The following is a 17,436-nucleotide window of genomic DNA, read 5'->3' on the forward strand; positions in this document are numbered from 1 at the left end:
AGAACAAGAAGAATCGATAACGCCTGGAGAGGTACCGCCATGGCCATCCACACTGTCGCCCTGGGCGACATTCCCGCCGCCGAGCCCAGCGTGCCGCGCCGCTACGCCTGGGTGGTGTTCGCGCTGACCTTCGGCCTGCTGATCTCCGACTACATGTCGCGCCAGGTGCTCAACGCGGTGTTCCCGCTGCTCAAGGTCGAGTGGGCGCTGAGCGACGCCCAGCTGGGCCTGCTCAGCGGCATAGTGGCGGTGATGGTCGGCGTGCTGACCTTCCCGCTGTCGCTGCTGGCCGACCGCTGGGGCCGGGTGCGCAGCCTGGTGCTGATGGCCATGCTGTGGAGCCTGGCGACCCTCGGCTGCGCCCTGGCCGGGAACTTCCCGCAGATGTTCGCCGCGCGCTTCCTGGTCGGCGTGGGCGAGGCGGCCTACGGCAGCGTCGGCATCGCCGTGGTGATCTCGGTGTTCCCGGCGCACCTGCGCGCCACCCTGACCGGCGCCTTCATGGCCGGCGGCATGTTCGGCTCGGTGCTGGGCATGGGCCTGGGCGGCGTGCTGGCCGCGCACCTGGGCTGGCGCTGGGCGTTCGCCGGCATGGCGCTGTTCGGCCTGCTGCTGGCCCTGGCCTACCCGCTGCTGGTCAGCGACCGGCGCATCGGCCACGTGCGCGTCACCTCCGCCAGCCGCGGCGGGCATTCGCTGAAGAGCCTGTTCGCCAGCCGCTCGGTGGTCAGCGCCTACGTCGGCAGCGGCCTGCAGCTGTTCGTCGGCGCGGCGGTGATGGTCTGGCTGCCCAGCTACCTGAACCGCTACTACCACATGGGTACCGACCGCGCCGGCCTGGTCTCGGGCGTGGTGGTGCTGGTCGGCGGCGCCGGCATGGTGCTCTGCGGCATCCTCTGCGACCGCCTGGGGCGCGCCGCGCCGCAGCGCAAGATCGTCCTGGCCATCGCCTTCTGCGTGATCAGCTGCCTGCTGCTGTCGGTCGCCTTCCGCCTGCCGCCGGGGGCCGCGCAGCTGAGCCTGATCGCCCTGGCCATGCTGGTCGCCACCGGCACCTCCGGGCCGGCCGGGGCCATGGTCGCCAACCTGACCCACGCCGCCGTGCACGGCACCGCCTTCGCCACCCTGACGCTGGTCAACAACCTCCTGGGCCTGGCCCCGGGCCCGCTGCTCACCGGCGTGCTGGCCGACCACCTGGGGCTGGACCGGGCCTTCCAGCTGGTGCCGCTGATCAGCGTCGCCGCGGCCCTGGTGTTCTGCTACGCGCACCGCCACTACCCGGCCGACATCCAGCGCCTGCGCGGCGGGGAGGGCGCGGCATGCTGAGCCTGCAACTGGAGATGACCTTCGACTTCATCTGCCCCTGGTGCCTGATCGGCAAGCGCAATCTGGAGACGGCGCTGCGCCTGCTCGCCCAGCATCGCCCGGACGTCCGCGTGCAGGTGGCCTGGCTGGGCCTGCAGCTGCTGCCGCAGGTGCCGCTGCAGGGCGAGCCCTTCGCCGAGTTCTACCTGCGCCGCCTGGGCGGCAAGCGCGCGGTGCGCGCCCGCCAGGCCGAGGTGCGCAAGGCGGCGGAGAAGGCCGGGGTGAAAATCGAGCTGGAACGCATCCGCACCATGCCCAACACCACCTATGCGCACCGGGTGTTCCAGCGCGCGGCCCAGGTCGGCACGCCGGCGCAGCTGGAGTGCCTGCTGGAGCAACTGTTCCGCGCGCACTTCGTGCTGGGCGACGACATTGGCCAGATAGATTCGCTGCGGCGCGTGCTGCGCGCCTGCGGCTACCAGACCGGCGACTTCGAGCAGGCGCTGACGGAGGGAGCACGCTATTTCATCGGCCGCCGGGTGGGGTTGGCCGATGCAAGCGTACCGCTGTTCCTGCTCGAAGGCCGGCCCTTCGCCCTCGGCGCGCAGCCGCCGGAGCAACTGCTGGCGGCCCTGGCGCGCGCCGTGGAGCGCAAGCGCCAGGCGGAGGCGGCGGCATGAGCCGGCTGGTCGTGCCCCGCGAGAAGCTGCCGGGGGAGGGCGGGCGGCGCCTGTTCTTCCTCGCCGGGCACAGCGTGCTGCTGTTCAACGTCGAGGGGCAGTACTTCGCCATCGACGACGGATGCCCCCACGCCGGCGCCTCGCTGTTCTCCGGCAAGCTGCAGGGCCGCTGGCTGCAATGCCCGGCCCACGGCCTGCGCTTCGACCTGGCCAGCGGCTGCGCCGCCGGGGCGGCCGGGTTGGGCGTGCGCTGCCATGCCATCGAATGGGACGGCGACACCTGCATCGTCGTGATTTCCGATTCCGCGCCCGAGGAGCTTCCCGCATGAGCGCCACCGCCATCGCTGCGCTGGGTTCGCGCAGCCGAACCCTGCTGCCCGGCCTGCTGGTCAGCGCCATGGTCGCCGCCGCGGCCACCTTCCTTTCCGAGCACTACGGCGCGCCGGTGATGCTCTTCGCCCTGCTGCTGGGGCTGGCGCTGAACTTCCTCTCCGCCGACGGCACCTGCAAGGCCGGCATCGAGTTCACCGCCCGCGAGGTGCTGCGCCTGGGCGTGGCGCTGCTGGGCATCCGCATCACCCTCGGGCAGATCGCCGCATTGGGCTGGCAGCCGGTGGCGATGGTGGTGGTGCTGGTGGCGGTGACCATCTTGGTGTCCATAGCCGCGGCCCGCGCCATGGGCTTCAACAGCCTGTTCGGCCTGCTCTCCGGCGGCGCCACGGCGATCTGCGGGGCCTCGGCGGCGCTCGCCCTGGCGGCGGCCCTGCCGGCCCACGAGAAGAAGGAGAAGGCCACGCTGTTCACCGTGCTCGGCGTCTCGGCGCTGTCGACCCTGGCGATGATCCTCTACCCGATGATCGCCCACGCCCTGGGCCTGGGCCCGCAGCAGGCCGGGATGTTCCTCGGCGGCACCATCCACGACGTGGCCCAGGTGGTGGGCGCCGGCTACAGCATGTCCCACGAGACCGGCGACGTGGCCACGGTGGTCAAGCTGATGCGCGTGGCCATGCTGCTGCCGGTGATCCTCTGCGCGGCCATGATCACCCGCGCCCGCGGCGTGGCGCCGGGCAGCAAGCGCCCGCCGCTGCTGCCCTGGTTCGCCGTGGGCTTCGTGGCGCTGGCGGCGCTGAACAGCACCGGCCTGGTGCCCGCGGCGCTGCAACAGGTCGGCGGCAAGCTGTCGCAATGGTGCCTGGTGATCGCCATCGCCGCGCTGGGCATGAAGACCCAGCTGCGCGAACTGGCCACGGTGGGGCTGCGGCCGATCCTGCTGATGGTCGGCGAAACCGTCTTCCTCGCCGCGCTGGTCCTCGCGATGCTGCGCTGGGGGCTGTGACGGTCGACCACGCCGCGCCGGGGCGCTTTCGTAGGATGGGTTGAGCTTGCGAAACCCATCGGACCCTGGTGATGGGTATCGCTTCGCTCAACACCATCCTACGATGGTGTTTTTCCTGCGCCTTGTAGGAGCGAGCTTGCTCGCGAACGGGGTAACCGGCGGCTCCGCTGCCATGCCAACCTCCGCTCCCTCTCCCTAACCCTCGGCTGCGCGCCCCGCCCTGAAGGGAGAGGGGACCGTTGGGCAGGGTCGGGTGTTCTGGTGTTAGCCGGCTGCCTCGGTGATTTCCGGCTGGAACCAATTCTTCTCTCGGCACGGACAGCCCCTCTCCCGCTTGCGGGAGAGGGTTGGGGAGAGGGTGCTCTTGATCTCCCCTCAACTCTCCCTCCGCCCCTGCTGCCGCCGCCAGGCCGCCGGGGCCATGCCGAACTGCTGGGTGAACCAGCGGGTGAAAGAGCTGGGCATGGAGTAGCCGAGCAGGTCGGCGATGCGCCCCAGGCTGTAGCGCGGGTTCTCCAGGTAGCGCAGCACCAGTTCGCGGCGCACTTCGTTGATCAGTTCGGAGAAGGTCACCTGGTTGTCTTCCAGGCGGCGCTGCAGGGTGCGCACGTTCAGGCCCTGGGACTGGGCGATCTGCTCGATGGTGGCGCGGCCCACCGGCAGCAGCAGGTAGATGGCCTTGCGCACCTCGTTGAGGGTGCTGGCCTCGGTGGCGCCGGGCAGCGAGTCGACGAAGCTGCGGGCGTGGCGGACCATGGCCGGGTCGGCCAGGGGGTTGGGCGCGTCCAGCGCGCTGGCCGGGCAGACGATGCCGTTGAACTCGCTGCCGAACTCGATCTTGCAGGAGAACAGCCGGCGGTGCGCCTGCAGGTCGGCCGGGGCGTCGTGGGTGAAGTTCACGCTCAGCGGCCGCCAGTGCGGGCCGAGCAGGGCGCCGCAAAGGCGGTAGAGCACCCCCACCGCCAGCTCCATGCCCTGGCGCATGGGCATCGGCGGGGCGGTGATCAGCTCCTCGCGCAGGATCACCGTGCGGCCTTCCTCGTCGACGTACAGCGCCAGGGATTCGTTGATCAGGTGGCGGTAGCGGACGATGGTGTCCAGCGCCTCGCGCAGCGTCGCCTGGTGCGTGAGCAGCAGGCTGATCACGCCGAAATCCGCCAGTTGCCGGGATTCGGCCATGCGCAGGCCGAAGGTCTCGCAACCGCTGGCGCGCGCCGACTCCTCCAGCAGGCGGATGGCCGCGGCGGTGGGGATGCGCTGTTCGGGGTGTTCGAGCATGGCCTGGCTCAGGCCGACCTGGCTGAGCTGCTGCTGGGGGTTCAGGCCCAGGTGGCGGGCCACTTCCAGGTAGTTGGTCAGGGCCGCGATGCGAACCATGGGGGTCATATCGATCGCCTTCTTGTTCTTCTTCTGCCGTGGGTGTGTCACGCAATGGCAAGGGGACGGGGCGCGGGCCCTGCGCCCGGCTTGCCCGGCGGCGACAGATTCTATCGGCAGCCCGGCCCGGGCGTGCAGCAAAGATTAGCCCAGGCTGGCGCCGACGACCCCGGCGCCCGGCTCTCGGCCGCGGCTTTCCCAGCATTGGCGCGGCTTGCGGCGCAGCGGCCGGGGAGGGCGCTGTCATCAATTGCGAAGTGCCTGACGCCCTATGCAAAGCAGCGCCGGCGGCACGCCTCTACTGTCTGCTCCAACAAGTTCGAAACCGCCGCGAGGTAACCCGGTGAGCCCTGACAACGACACCACCGTCCTCATCGTCCCCGGCCTGCGCGACCACGTGCCCGGGCACTGGCAGACGCTGCTCCAGGCGCGCCTGCCCAAGGCCCGCTCGGTGCCGCCGCTGACCGAGGACAAGCTCAGCCTCGACGCCCGCGTGGAGGCCATCCAGCGCGAGGTCGAGCAGATCGACGGGCCGCTGATCCTGGTCGCCCACAGCGCCGGGGTGCTGATGGTGGCGCACTGGGCCGCGCGCTACGACCGGCCGGTCAAGGGCGCGCTGCTGGCCACCCCGCCGGACCTCGACGCCACCTGGCCCGAGGGCTACCCGACGGCGCAGAGCCTGGCCGAGAACGGCTGGACCCCGCTGCCGCGCCAGCGCCTGCCGTTCCCCAGCCTGGTGGCGGCCAGCGAGAACGACCACCTGGCCAGCCTCGCCGCCGTGCAGCGCCTGGCCCGCGACTGGGGTGGAACGCTGGTCGAGCTGGGCTGCGTCGGCCACCTCAACCCGGCCTCCGGCTTCGGCGACTGGCCACGGGCCGATGCGCTGATCCGCCTGCTGGATCGCTGAAACCTGCCTTTACCCGGCGCTGGCCATACAGGCCGGCGCCGGCCCGCGCTCGCCGCGGACAAGGGCCTCGGGACGGGCCCGCAGAGCGTCCCGACCACAAGAAGAAACGGAGCCAACCCATGCACGACACGAACCATCCCGCACGGCCGCTGCGCCGCTGCCTGCTCGCCACCGCGGTCCTTGCGGCCATCGCCGGCCCGCAAGCCCAGGCCTTCGAGCTGGACACCGGCAACCCCGACCTGTCGATACGCTTCGACAACACCGTCAAGCTCAGCTACGGGCAGCGCGTCGAGGGGCAGAACGGCAAGATCGCCAACACCGCCAACGTCAACGACGGCGACCGCAACTTCGGCGTCGGCAGCGCGGTGACGCAGCGCATCGACCTGCTCAGCGAACTGGACTTCGTCTACCGCGACAGCATGGGTTTCCGCCTCAGCGGCGCCGGCTGGTACGACCACGCCTACGACCACGTCGGCGGCAGCAACCCCTTCCCCGGCCAGCGCGCCAACGCCGGCCACCTGGTCAACGGCGGCGGCAGGGTGCTCGCCCCGGCCGGCGCGCAGCCGGCCACCAGCGGCCTGGACGGCTTCGCCGACCGCTACTACAACGGCCCCTCGGGGGAGCTGCTGGACGCCTTCGTCTTCGCCAGCCACGAGGTCGGCGACGGCATGCAGCTCAGCGGCAAGCTCGGCCGCCACACCCTGTACTGGGGCGAGACGCTGTTCAGCGCCGCCAACGGCATCAACTACGGCCAGTCGGCCCTGGACCTGGGCAAGCTGTACAACGTGCCCGGCACCGAGGCCAAGGAACTGTTCATGCCGCGCAACCAGCTGTCCATGTCGCTCACGGTCAATCCGGAGCTGACCCTGGCGGCGCAGTACTTCCTCGAGTTCGAGAACTCGCGCTTCCCCGAGGGCGGCACCTACATGGGCCCCTACGACATGCTCAACGACGGCGGCAAGGTCTTCTGGCTGCCTATCCCGGCCTCGGCGGCCTACTACGGCGCGCCGCGCGGCCACGATGCCACGCCAAGCAACACCGGCGACTTCGGCCTGATGGCCAAGTGGAGCCCGGAATGGCTCGACGGCACCCTGGGCTTCTACTACCGCAAGACCTCCGACACCCTGCCGGCGGTGCTGGTGGAGGCGCCCAACCTGCAGCGGCCCGGCCTGGCCGGCCTGCCGGGGATGAGCTACTTCACCGCCTACGCCGACGACATCGACATCTACGGCATCAGCCTGTCGAAGAACGTCGGCCCGGTCAGCGTCGGCCTGGACGTGAACTACCGCGAGAACATGCCGCTGGCGAGCAACTTCACCACCATCAACCCGACGCTCTACGCCGCCGCCCAGCGCGGCCTGATCAACGGCGCCAACCTGATCGGCGAGCGGCCCTCCGACGGCGACACCGGCCTGGCCCGCGGCAAGACCTTCCACGTAGTGCTCAACGGCCTGGTGACCTTCGGCGCCACCCCGCTGTGGGACGCCTCCAGCCTGGCGCTGGAAGGCACCCTCACGCACCTGGTGAAGGTCACCGAGGGCGAGCAGACCTTCAAGGGCGACTCCAGCTACCGCGGCGTGGACAAGGTCACCCCCAACGCCTACGCCATGTCCGCCAGCTTCACCCCCACCTGGTACCAGGCCTTCCCCGGCGTCGACCTGTCCATGCCCATGGCCTACAACGTCGGCCTGCACGGCAACTCGGCGGTGCAGCTGGGCGGCAACGAGGACGCCGGCAGCTACTCGGTGGGCGTGGCCGCGGACTTCCACCAGAAGTACCGCTTCGACCTCAAGTACGTCGACGCCTTCGGCCCCTTCGACACCTGCCAGAGCGGCCGCGACAACAACACCCCCGGCGCCAACGGCCTGTACCAGTGCATTCCCGGGCAGATCACTTCCCAGGCCGGCCTTGCGCCGCTGCTGAAGGATCGCGGCATGGTCACCGCCTCGTTCAAGGCGACCTTCTGAATTCACGCACGGCTCCGCGAGCGGAGCAGGAGAACCACCCCATGAACTTCAAGCCTTCCCTGTTGGCCGCCGCGCTCGGCCTGGCCCTGAGTGGCGCGGCGCTGGCCGCGGTGTCCCCCCAGGAGGCCGCCCAGCTGGGCGGCAGCCTGACCCTGGTCGGCGCCGAGAAGGGCGCCAGCGCCGACGGCGCGATTCCCGCCTACAGCGGCGGCCTGAGCCAGGCCCCGGCCGGCTTCAAGGCCGGCGACAGCATGCGCCCGGACCCCTACGCCGGCGAGAAGCCGCTGCTGGTGATCGACGGCAGGAACGCCGAGCAGTACAAGGCCCAGCTCAGCGCCACCACCTACGAGCTGGCCAAGCGCTACCCGAGCTTCCGCGTCGACGTCTACCCGACCCACCGCAGCGCCGCCTTGCCCCAGGCGGTGCTCGACAACAGCAAGAAGAACGCCGTGGCCACCCAGGCCCTGGAAGGCGGCATGGCCATCGACAACGCGCTGCCGGGCGTGCCCTTTCCGATCCCGAAGAGCGGCGCCGAGGCCATGTGGAACTTCCTGCTGCGCTACCAGGGGGTGAACATCAAGGCCAAGTACGACTCCTGGAACGTCGATTCCTCCGGCAGCGCCAACCTCGCCACCACCGGCCAGGCCTTCATCAACTACCCGATCTACGAAGACCTGGCGCAGCCGGTGAAGGGCACCGAGGTCTACTACCAGATGAAGCTCTACTACACCGGCCCCGCGCGCCGCGCCGGCGAGGCGATGATGCTCAAGGACGCCGCCAACCCGCTGCAGCAGCCGCGCCGCGCCTGGCAGTACCTGCCCGGCCAGCGCCGGGTGAAGCTGGCGCCGAACCTGGCCTACGACACGCCCAACCCGGGCATGGCCGGCGCCGGCACCTACGACGACGTGTTCGTCTTCAACGGCGCGCTGGACCGCTACGACTGGAAGCTGCTCGGCAAGCAGGAAATGATCGTGCCCTACAACACCTACCGGCTGACCTACGCCAGCGACATCAAGCCGGTGGTCACCCCCAACCACCTGGCGCCGGACTACGTGCGCTGGGAGAAGCACCGCGTGTGGGTGGTGGAAGGCACGCTGAAGTCGGACGCGCGGCACATCTACGCCAAGCGCCGCTTCTACCTCGACGAGGACAGCTGGGTGGCCCTGGCCTCCGACGAATACGACGCGCGCGGCCAGCTGTACCGCGGCTCCTTCGCCTTCCTCAGCCAGAGCTACGACAAGCAGATCCCGGACGCCACGCCGTTCATGATCTACGACCTCACCGCCGGCAGCTACAACATCAACGGCGTGGTCGGGCCGTACGGCGGCATCAACTACATCGAACCGCTGGCCAAGACCCAGTGGTCGCCTGAGGCCCTGGCCGGCAACGGCATCCGCTGAGCCGACGGGCCCGGTAGCGGCGGCCCGCGCGGGCCGCCGCCTCCCTTTCGTGAGGTAGCCGTATGCGATTCCCCTTCAAACCCGGCCTGGCCTGCGCCGCACTGGGCCTGGCGCTGCTGGCCGGCAGCGCTTGCGCCGACGGCTTCGTCGACGTGCTGGACCTGCCGGCGCAGCGCAGCGAGCTGGCCCTGGGCGGCCCGCTGGCGGCCATCACCCGTGCCGGGCAGCGCCTGGTGGTGGTGGGCCAGCGCGGGCACATCCTGTATTCCGACGACAACGGCTTGGCCTGGCAGCAGGCGCAGGTGCCGGTCAGCTCCGACCTCACCGCGGTGCGCTTCCCCACGCCCGAACAGGGCTGGGCGGTGGGCCACGACGGCGTGGTGCTGCACAGCGCCGACGGCGGCGTCACCTGGGTGCGCCAGCTCGACGGTCGGCGCATCGGCCAGCTGATGCTGGACTTCTACGCGGCCAACCCGCAGCCGGACAACGCTCCGCTGCTGGAGCAGGCCCGGCGCATGAAGGAGGAGGGCGCCGACAAGCCGTTCCTCGACCTCTGGTTCAGGGACGCCCGCGAGGGCTTCGTGGTTGGCGCCTTCGACCTGATCCTGCACACCGCCGACGGCGGCCTCAGCTGGACGCCGTGGAACCACCGCATCGACAACCCGCAGGCGCTGCACCTGACCGCCATCGCGGCGGTGGGCGAGGACCTGTTCATCGTCGGCGAGCAGGGCCTGCTGCTGAAGCTGGACCGCCAGCGCCAGCGCTTCGTCGCGCTGGACTCGCCGTACCCGGGCACCTTCTTCGGCATCGTCGGCAAGCCCGGCCTGCTGTTCGCCTACGGCCTGCGCGGCCATGCGGTGCGCAGCGTCGACGGCGGCGCGCACTGGGCCCCGGTGAGCACCGGCCTGCCGGTGAGCCTGACGGCCGCCAGCTTCGCCGCCGACGGCCGCCTGTACCTGTTCAGCCAATCCGGGCAGGGCCTGGTCAGCGGCGACGACGGCGCCAGCTTCGCGCCCCTGGCGCTGGCCCAGCGCACCCCGGTCAGCGCCGCCCTGGCCGGCAGCGACAGCCTGCTGCTGGTGGGCAGCCGCGGCCTGCAGCGCAACGAGCTGCCGGCCGCCCGATAAGAACAAGATAAAAGAGACAGCCTCATCATGGTCGACCTCAAGCAAGGGCAACTGCCCGTCATCCACGACCTGCGGGATTTCGACGCGCACAGCGGCAGCCTGCTGGAGCGCCTGGTGTTCAACCACCGGATCCTCTTCGTCAGCCTGATCGCCCTGGTCACGCTGCTGCTCGGCTGGATGGCGGTGACGCGCCTGGAGATCAAACCCAGCTTCGAGAAGATGATCCCGCAGAGCCATCCGTACATCCGCAACTACCTGGACAACCGCGGCGCGCTGCGCGGGCTGGGCAACGCCGTGCGGGTGGTGGTGGAAAGCGCCCGCGGCGACATCTTCGAGCCCGCCTACCTGGAGACGCTCAGGCAGATCAACGACCAACTGTTCCTCAGCCCCGGCGTCGACCGCGCCTGGATGAAGTCGCTGTGGTCGCCGGCGGTGCGCTGGACCGAAGTCACCGAGGAGGGCTTCCAGGGCGGCCCGGTCATGCCCGACGGCTATGCCGGCGACGCGGCGGGCATCGCCGGGCTGCGCCAGAACATCGCCCGCGCCGGCATCGTCGGCAGCCTGGTGGCCAACGACTTCCGTTCGAGCATGCTGGTGGTGCCGCTGCTGGAGCACGACTCGGCCACCGGCAAGGGCATCGACTACCGGCAGTTCTCCCACGAGCTGGAGGCGCTGCGCCTGAAGTACGAGTACCAGGGCGACCAGCGCGCCTTCGACGCCGGCGAGCCGGGCAAGGGCGCCGTGCGCATCCACGTGATCGGCTTCGCCAAGCTGGTGGGCGACCTGATCGACGGGCTGCTGCGAGTGATGCTGTTCTTCGCCCTGGCGGTGGCTTCGGCCTTCGCCATCATCCTGCTCTACACCCGCTGCCTGCGCAGCAGCCTGTTGGTGATCTTCTGCTCGCTGCTGGCGGTGGTCTGGCAACTGGGGCTGATCGCCTGGCTGGGCTACGCCCTGGACCCGTACTCGATCCTGGTGCCGTTCCTGATCTTCGCCATCGGCGTGTCCCACGCCACGCAGAAGATGAACGGCATCATGCAGGACATCGGCCGCGGCACCCACCGCCTGGTGGCGGCGCGCAACACCTTCCGCCGCCTGTTCCTCGCCGGCGTCAGCGCGCTGCTGTGCGACGCCGTGGGCTTCGGCGTGCTCATGCTGATCGACATCCCGGTGATCAAGGCGCTGGCGATCACCGCGAGCATCGGCGTGGCGGTGCTGGTCTTCACCTCGCTGCTGATGATGCCGGTGGCGCTGTCGTTCATCGGCGTCAGCCCGCGCGCCGCCGCCCGCGCCCTGCGCGAGGAACGGCAGGAGGCCCGCGAGCAGGGCCTGGGCCGGCTGTGGAGCCTGCTCGACCATTTCACCGAACGGCGCTGGGCCAGCATCGCCCTGGCCTGCGCCGCGCTGATCGGCGCCGGCAGCTTCGCGGTCAGCCAGCACCTGCAGATCGGCGACCTCGACGCCGGCGCGCCCGAGCTGCGCGCCGACTCGCGCTACAACCGCGACAACGCCTACATCACCAGCCACTACGCGCTGTCCAGCGACCTGTTCGCGGTGATGGTGAAGACCCCCGCCGAGGGCTGCCTGAACTACCGCACGCTGATCCTCGCCGACCGCCTGGGCTGGGCCTTGCAGCAGCACCCCGGGGTGCAGGCGACGGTGTCGCTGGCCGACGCGGTGCGGCAGATCACCGCCGGCACCTACGAGGGCAACCCCAAGTTCGCCAGCCTGCAGCGCAACCAGGACGTGCTCAACTACGCGGCCCAGCAGGCCTCGGTGAACACCCCGGAGCTGTTCAACACCGAGTGCTCGGTGATGCCGGTGATCGCCTTCCTGAGGGACCACAAGGCGAAGACCCTGGAAGAGGTGACGGCGATAGCCGAAGACTTCGCCAAGGCCAACGGCACGCCGGAGCGCCAGTTCCTCCTCGCCGCCGGCAGCGCCGGCATCGAGGCGGCGACCAACAGCGTGGTGCGCCAGGCCAACCACAGCATGCTGCTGTACATCTACGCGGCGGTCAGCCTGTTCTGCCTGATCACCTTCCGCAGCTGGCGCGCGACCCTGGTGGCCATGCTGCCGCTGGTGCTGACCTCCATGCTCTGCGAGGCGCTGATGGTGTTCCTCGGCATCGGCGTGAAGGTGGCGACGCTGCCGGTGATCGCCCTGGGCGTGGGCATAGGCGTGGACTACGCGCTGTACCTGCTCAGCGTGCAGCTGCAACTGCAGCGCGCCGGTTTCTCCCTGGCGCTGGCCTACCGCCAGGCGGTGATCTTCACCGGCAAGGTGGTGGCGCTGGTGGGCGTGACCCTGGCCGCCGGCGTGGTGACCTGGGCCTGGTCGCCGATCAAGTTCCAGGCCGACATGGGCATCCTGCTGACCTTCATGTTCCTCTGGAACATGCTCGGCGCGCTGCTGCTGATCCCGGCGCTGTCGCACTTCCTGCTGAACGGGCGGCGGTTGTGAGGTGGGCGAAGTTCCCGAGTCCAGGCGTACCAGGATGACTCCGGCTGCGTCGAAGCGCTTTTCGCAGGATGGGTTGAGCTTGCGAAACCCATCCTACGGGCGTTGTGCATGCCGGAAGTGTAGGAGCGGGCCCTGCCCGCGAATCGCGCGCAGGACGCGCTCCTACTGTCTTGCCGGCCGCTGCCGAGGCGCTTTTCGTAGGATGGGTTGAGCTTGCGAAACCAATCGGACCCTGGCGATGGGTATCGCTTCGCTCAACACCATCCTACGGGCTGGTGACGGGGTGTGAGGATGGTGCCCGACTTCGATGTCGCTCAGGACAGCCCCCTCTCCCTCTGGGTGAGGGCTGGGGTGAGGGTGCTCTTCCGCCACCACCCCAACCTCAGTAACGAGGCAGGGACTGCACCCGCGGATCGATCTGCTGGCGGGGAATCTGTTGCCGGGTGTCGCGATCGATGCTGCTGCGCGGCTGCCCGGGATCGCAGCTCTGGCTGCTGCAACCGGCGCCGGCCAGGGCGAGCAGGGTGGTGAGCAGGGCAATGATGGTGCGTCCCATGGCGGCTCCTCCTTCGCGGGGTGGTTCATTCAGCAAACACGGGAATCCCGGTGGCCGCGAGGGCGGGCGACGAGCGGAGGCGGGCGATGCGACGAACTACAGAGGCAAGGGCGCGCCCGGCGTTCCGCCAGAAGGCCCGTTCCAGACGCCCTGGCAAGCCCCCGCGCAACGGCCGGGGCCCGCCGGCAAACCGCCAGGGATCGACCATACTCAGCCAGGACGTTCCACGCACGGGAAAGGCGCCGTCCGCACGGCGCCAGGGCAGCGCAGGGAGGGCCTCATGGCCAAATCCAGGAAAGACAGGAAACAGGCGAAGGACGACACCACGCAGCGGCTCGACCGCAAGACCTACGAAGCCGAACTGAGGAAACTGCACGTCGAACTGGTGAAACTCCAGGAATGGGTGGTGGCCAAGGGCCTGAAGGTCTGCGTGGTCTTCGAGGGCCGCGACGGCGCCGGCAAGGGCGGCACCATCAAGGCCATCACCGAGCGCGTCAGCCCGCGGGTGTTCCGCGTGGTGGCGCTGCCGGCACCCACCGAGCGGGAGAAGACGCAGATCTACGCCCAGCGCTACCTCACGCACCTGCCCTCGGCCGGCGAAGTGGTGATCTTCGACCGCAGCTGGTACAACCGCGCCGGCGTCGAGCGGGTCATGGGCTTCTGCACCGAGGACCAGGCGCGCAAGTTCCTCGCCGTGACGCCGCTGTTCGAGAAGATGATGGTCGAGTCCGGGATCATCCTGCTCAAGTACTGGCTGGAAGTCAGCGCCGAGGAGCAGACGCGCCGCCTGCAGGACCGCATCAACGACGGCCGCAAGCTGTGGAAGCTCTCGCCCATGGACCTGAAGTCCTACAGCCGCTGGGACGACTACACCCGCGCCCGCGACGAAATGTTCGCCGCCTCGGACTCCTCCTGGGCCCCCTGGTTCATGGCGCGCTCCGAGGACAAGCGGCGCGCGCGGCTGAACATCATCAGCCACCTGCTGGAGCAGATCCCCTACAAGGACATCACCCGCAAGGAGGTCGTCGAGCTGCCCAAGCGCGGGCGGATCGGCAAGTACAAGGCCGCTGCCTATCCGTTCCGAATGGTAGGAGAACGTTTCTGAGCCCCGACCCGCCTGCGGCGCACCGGAGCGCGAGCAGGCGGCGCGATCTACCACCCATCCCCCCATCACGGCGCCCGGTGAACTCATTGCGCCGTTGCGCTGTCTGTCTGCTGTCGGCCCCCCGGGCGGCGGGCCCGGGCCCGCGCCAGCCGGGTGATTGCGCCGCGCCGATAGCAAGATCGTAGCCGCCCCGGAGCATCTGCCTGGCCGGCTTTTTACCGCGCCCGCTCGCCGGGGTTCGTTTATCGCCATGTGAAGATTGCCCATGTCCCTATCCCGTCATTTCCCCGCCTCCGTATCCCTTCCCACCCGCGCCCTGGGGGCCTGCCTGCTGGGTGGCCTGCTGGCGGCCGGCGCCGCGGCGCAGGCCGAGGAGGGCGCCGGCAATGCGCGCTGGGTGAGCGACAGCCTGACGACCTACGTGCGCAGCGGCCCCACCGACGGCTACCGCATCGTCGGCACCCTGACCTCGGGGCAGAAGGTCGAGCTGCTGAACACCCAGGGCGACTACAGCCAAGTGCGCGGCGAAAGCGGCAGCAGCGTGTGGATCCCCAGCCGCGACCTGCAGGACAAGCCCGGCCAGGCCGAGCGCCTGCCGCAGCTGGAGCAGAAGGTGAGCGAGCTGAGCGCTGAACTGGCGGGCATCAACGACAGCTGGAAGACCCGCGTGCAGGGCATGCAGGAAACCCTGGACTCGCGCAAGAAACTGATCGACGAACTGCAGGCGGCCCGCGCCGGCCTCGACGACGAACTCACCAAGGCCCGTTCCGACCTGCGCGCGGCGCAGGCGCAACTGGGCGACGAGAACAAGCAGGTGCTGATGCGCTACATGGCCTACGGCGGCAGCATCGCCGGCGCCGGGCTGCTGGTCGGGCTGATCCTGCCGACCCTGCTGCGGGTGCGGCGCAAGCGCAACGATCAGTGGATCTGAGGTGCTTGTCGCGGTGGGATTAGTGGTGCCTTGGTTCAGCGAAGGCGCCCAGTCCAGACTCCGCACCCTCACCCCAGCCCTCTCCCGGAGGGAGAGGGGGGGCGTTCGGCGTGGGCGGCGAGTTCGGAATCATCCTGAGCGCGTAGGGCGTATAACCGTTCGCGGTTATACGCCGTTGGCCGTGCCACCGGGGTGTCCGGCGTGGCCGGTGAATCCAATCGCGGACAAAGTCCGCTCCTACGCCCACGCTCCCCTGTAACCGTAGGAGCGGACTCCGTCCGCGATTCGGCGGATAACGCCGTACGGATTTCCAGAGAAACATCCGCAGTCCTGCGGGCTACAGGGACGTACGCTCGTGGGGGACGCCTAGTTCGGGCCTCCGTAGCGGGGGAATTCGCGAGGGTAGCCCGACTCTGTCGGGCCCGTATTCGGGGCAAGCCTTTTTGGTTCCTTTTTGCGGGGGTGGCCTTCCACCAAGCCAAGGCAACTGGTTTTCCGCGTTCGCGAGAATGACGAGATTAAGACCGTCGTAGAGGACGGAGCTTGGAGAGAGGGTGAACCCTGAGTCATTGGACCAGGCCCAGTAAAGTGAAACGACCCACCGTCGTCTAGGCTATCTCCAAGCCCTGCCGGCCTCCCGCCGGCACGCGTGGCCGACCCTGCGCAGGTGTTTTCCACGGGCCGCGGCCAGCAACCCGAGGAGGTGCTTCCGTGAAAAACGCCGTCGCTTTCATCGGCAGGTGCGTGCTGGCAGGCCTGCTGGTCATCCTGCCGATCTACCTGGCCCTGCTGCTCCTGCTCAAGGGCATCGCCTCGGCCGGCCAACTGGTCCGGCCCTTCACCCAGCTGCTGCCGGAGAGCCTGCCGGCCCAGCAGATATTGTCCGCGCTGCTCGTGCTGGTGATCTGCTTCGCCATTGGCCTCGCCGTGCGCACCCGCCTGGGAAGGCTGGCCCGTGGCCGGCTGGAGCGCTCGGTGTTCGAAAGGATTCCGGGCTACGAACTGCTGCGCAGCCTGACCCTGCAGGTGGCCGGCGAGAAGAACGACGGCATCTGGAAGCCGGCCCTGGTGGAAATCGAAGAGGCCCTGGTACCCGGCTTCATCATCGAGGCCTTCGAGGACGGCCGCTACACCGTGTTCGTGCCCTCGGTGCCGACGCCCTTCGCCGGCGCCGTGTACGTGCTGGATGCGCATCGCGTGCACCCGGTCGACGTGCCCTTCACCGAGGCGGTGAAGGTCATCACCAAATGGGGCTCCGGCGCCCGCGGCCTGGTGCAGGCCATGGAGGCGGCCCGTGGCCGGGAGCCGCCGCCCGGCGGCGGTTCCGCCTGACCGGCCGCCCGTCTCAGCGCCGGAAGTCGTCGGGCCCGTGGCGTTCGGGCACTTGCTCGTGGGCCTCGCCCCAGGTCCGGTTGACCTTGACCCCACGCTGCACGGCGGGGCGCTTGCCGATTTCGTCCGTCCAGCGGCGCACGTGGGTGTAGGTCTCGACGTCGAGGAACTCGGCGGCGGCATAGACCTGGTTGTTCATCAGCGCGCCGTACCAGGGCCAGATCGCCATGTCGGCGATGCTGTATTCGCTGCCGGCGACGTAGCGGTTGCTCGCCAGTTGCCGGTCGAGCACGTCCAGCTGGCGCTTGACCTCCATGGCGTAACGGTTGATGGGGTACTCGAACTTTTCCGGCGCGTAGGCGTAGAAGTGGCCGAAGCCGCCACCCAGGAAGGGGGCGCTGCCGACCTGCCAGAACAGCCAGTTCAGGGTTTCGGTGCGCCCGGCGATGTCGCCGGGGATGAAACGCCCGAACTTCTCGGCCAGGTAGAGCAGGATCGAGCCGGACTCGAAGACGCGCAGCGCGGGCTCCAGACCGGTATCCAGCAGGGCGGGGATCTTGGAGTTCGGGTTGACCTCGACGAAGCCGCTGCCGAACTGCTCGCCCTGGCTGATGCTGATGGGCCAGGCATCGTATTGCGCGCCCTCCAGGCCCAGTTCCAGCAGCTCTTCGAGCAGGATGGTCACCTTGACGCCATTGGGCGTGGCCAGCGAATACAGCTGCAGCGGATGCTTGCCGCGCGGCAGGGGCTTGTCGTGGGTGGCCCCGGCGACCGGACGGTTGATGCCGGCGAAGGCGCCGCCATTGTCCTTGTCCCAGGTCCAGACGCGCGGTGGGGTGTAGGTTTCGTTCGGCATGTCGATCCTCGCCTTGGACGGAGTTTGTCGGTCGCCACGCGCTCGGTTCTGTCGTGGCCGCTAAAGCCCTTCAGAAAACCCTGTCAGCCGCCTG

General features: G+C 69.4%; 15 protein-coding genes. 12 read left to right on the forward strand and 3 right to left on the reverse strand.

The genetic code is table 11. The features are described from left to right. Positions 1-39: 39 nt before the first annotated feature. From BM060_RS06555 to BM060_RS06570, 4 genes are read left to right on the forward strand one after another with little or no spacing between them, the layout of a single operon-like run. Complete coding sequence (locus BM060_RS06555; RefSeq protein WP_074978428.1) at positions 40-1,326, forward strand: MFS transporter; 1,287 nt, start codon at positions 40-42, stop codon at positions 1,324-1,326. Next, entirely contained in the window at positions 1,320-1,985 is a 666-nt protein-coding gene (locus BM060_RS06560; RefSeq protein ID WP_074978430.1) for a DsbA family protein, read from the forward strand. Before BM060_RS06555 ends, BM060_RS06560 begins: the two co-directional genes overlap by 7 nt. Further along, a complete protein-coding gene (locus BM060_RS06565) occupies positions 1,982-2,314 on the forward strand; it encodes a Rieske (2Fe-2S) protein (protein ID WP_074978433.1) in 333 nt (110 codons plus the stop codon). The genes BM060_RS06560 and BM060_RS06565 overlap by 4 nt, the downstream gene beginning before the upstream one ends. Then, positions 2,311-3,321 (forward strand): YeiH family protein, encoded by a 1,011-nt coding sequence (locus BM060_RS06570; protein ID WP_074978436.1) that lies wholly within the window; start codon positions 2,311-2,313, stop codon positions 3,319-3,321. Before BM060_RS06565 ends, BM060_RS06570 begins: the two co-directional genes overlap by 4 nt. Before the next feature lie 375 nt (positions 3,322-3,696). On the opposite strand, the gene BM060_RS06575 is transcribed toward BM060_RS06570, so the two are convergent. After that, positions 3,697-4,698, reverse strand: a complete 1,002-nt coding sequence (locus tag BM060_RS06575) for an AraC family transcriptional regulator (protein ID WP_074978737.1) — start codon at positions 4,696-4,698, stop codon at positions 3,697-3,699. Positions 4,699-5,041: 343 nt separating this feature from the next. Here BM060_RS06575 and BM060_RS06580 point away from each other — a divergent pair, with 343 nt between their 5' ends. The 5 genes from BM060_RS06580 (at position 5,042) to BM060_RS06600 (ending at position 12,562) form a co-directional block, all read left to right on the forward strand. After that, a complete protein-coding gene (locus tag BM060_RS06580; protein WP_074978439.1) occupies positions 5,042-5,605 on the forward strand; it encodes an RBBP9/YdeN family alpha/beta hydrolase in 564 nt (187 codons plus the stop codon). Between the two features lie 119 nt (positions 5,606-5,724). Continuing rightward, positions 5,725-7,572: a DUF1302 domain-containing protein gene (locus BM060_RS06585; protein ID WP_074978443.1), complete on the forward strand. Its 1,848-nt coding sequence runs from the start codon at positions 5,725-5,727 to the stop codon at positions 7,570-7,572. A gap of 41 nt (positions 7,573-7,613) precedes the next feature. Further along, on the forward strand, positions 7,614-8,972 hold the full coding sequence (locus tag BM060_RS06590) for a DUF1329 domain-containing protein (protein WP_074978445.1): 1,359 nt from the start codon (positions 7,614-7,616) through the stop codon (positions 8,970-8,972). 62 nt (positions 8,973-9,034) lie between these two features. After that, positions 9,035-10,099 (forward strand): WD40/YVTN/BNR-like repeat-containing protein, encoded by a 1,065-nt coding sequence (locus tag BM060_RS06595; RefSeq protein WP_074978448.1) that lies wholly within the window; start codon positions 9,035-9,037, stop codon positions 10,097-10,099. 27 nt (positions 10,100-10,126) lie between these two features. Then, positions 10,127-12,562, forward strand: a complete 2,436-nt coding sequence (locus BM060_RS06600; RefSeq protein WP_074978451.1) for an efflux RND transporter permease subunit — start codon at positions 10,127-10,129, stop codon at positions 12,560-12,562. A 382-nt stretch (positions 12,563-12,944) separates the two neighbouring features. On the opposite strand, the gene BM060_RS32880 is transcribed toward BM060_RS06600, so the two are convergent. Then, on the reverse strand, positions 12,945-13,118 hold the full coding sequence (locus BM060_RS32880; protein WP_159458824.1) for a hypothetical protein: 174 nt from the start codon (positions 13,116-13,118) through the stop codon (positions 12,945-12,947). A gap of 280 nt (positions 13,119-13,398) precedes the next feature. On the opposite strand from BM060_RS32880, the gene ppk2 reads away from it, so the two are divergent. The 3 genes from ppk2 to BM060_RS06615 all read left to right on the forward strand — a co-directional run bounded on the left by ppk2 (position 13,399) and on the right by BM060_RS06615 (position 16,486). Continuing rightward, positions 13,399-14,223 carry a polyphosphate kinase 2 gene (gene ppk2 / locus BM060_RS06605; RefSeq protein WP_074978453.1) on the forward strand — a complete coding sequence of 275 codons (825 nt, stop codon included), beginning with the start codon at positions 13,399-13,401 and terminating at the stop codon, positions 14,221-14,223. Positions 14,224-14,488: 265 nt separating this feature from the next. After that, entirely contained in the window at positions 14,489-15,154 is a 666-nt protein-coding gene (locus BM060_RS06610) for a TIGR04211 family SH3 domain-containing protein (protein ID WP_074978456.1), read from the forward strand. A 711-nt stretch (positions 15,155-15,865) separates the two neighbouring features. After that, positions 15,866-16,486, forward strand: a complete 621-nt coding sequence (locus tag BM060_RS06615) for a DUF502 domain-containing protein (protein ID WP_074978459.1) — start codon at positions 15,866-15,868, stop codon at positions 16,484-16,486. A gap of 13 nt (positions 16,487-16,499) precedes the next feature. On the opposite strand, the gene yghU is transcribed toward BM060_RS06615, so the two are convergent. Further along, on the reverse strand, positions 16,500-17,342 hold the full coding sequence (gene yghU, locus BM060_RS06620; RefSeq protein ID WP_009622595.1) for a glutathione-dependent disulfide-bond oxidoreductase: 843 nt from the start codon (positions 17,340-17,342) through the stop codon (positions 16,500-16,502). Positions 17,343-17,436 lie beyond the last annotated feature (94 nt).

Source organism: Pseudomonas citronellolis, from assembly GCF_900112375.1.
GTDB lineage: Bacteria > Pseudomonadota > Gammaproteobacteria > Pseudomonadales > Pseudomonadaceae > Pseudomonas > Pseudomonas citronellolis.

Coding starts and splice junctions, on each gene's coding strand:
- ppk2 (WP_074978453.1), top strand. CDS start 13,399: ATGGCCAAATCCAGGAAAGACAGGAAACAGGCGAAGGACGACACCACG.
- BM060_RS06575 (WP_074978737.1), bottom strand. CDS start 4,698: ATGGTTCGCATCGCGGCCCTGACCAACTACCTGGAAGTGGCCCGCCAC.
- yghU (WP_009622595.1), bottom strand. CDS start 17,342: ATGCCGAACGAAACCTACACCCCACCGCGCGTCTGGACCTGGGACAAG.
- BM060_RS06600 (WP_074978451.1), top strand. CDS start 10,127: ATGGTCGACCTCAAGCAAGGGCAACTGCCCGTCATCCACGACCTGCGG.
- BM060_RS06595 (WP_074978448.1), top strand. CDS start 9,035: ATGCGATTCCCCTTCAAACCCGGCCTGGCCTGCGCCGCACTGGGCCTG.
- BM060_RS06570 (WP_074978436.1), top strand. CDS start 2,311: ATGAGCGCCACCGCCATCGCTGCGCTGGGTTCGCGCAGCCGAACCCTG.
- BM060_RS06585 (WP_074978443.1), top strand. CDS start 5,725: ATGCACGACACGAACCATCCCGCACGGCCGCTGCGCCGCTGCCTGCTC.
- BM060_RS06610 (WP_074978456.1), top strand. CDS start 14,489: ATGTCCCTATCCCGTCATTTCCCCGCCTCCGTATCCCTTCCCACCCGC.
- BM060_RS06555 (WP_074978428.1), top strand. CDS start 40: ATGGCCATCCACACTGTCGCCCTGGGCGACATTCCCGCCGCCGAGCCC.
- BM060_RS06565 (WP_074978433.1), top strand. CDS start 1,982: ATGAGCCGGCTGGTCGTGCCCCGCGAGAAGCTGCCGGGGGAGGGCGGG.
- BM060_RS32880 (WP_159458824.1), bottom strand. CDS start 13,118: ATGGGACGCACCATCATTGCCCTGCTCACCACCCTGCTCGCCCTGGCC.
- BM060_RS06590 (WP_074978445.1), top strand. CDS start 7,614: ATGAACTTCAAGCCTTCCCTGTTGGCCGCCGCGCTCGGCCTGGCCCTG.
- BM060_RS06560 (WP_074978430.1), top strand. CDS start 1,320: ATGCTGAGCCTGCAACTGGAGATGACCTTCGACTTCATCTGCCCCTGG.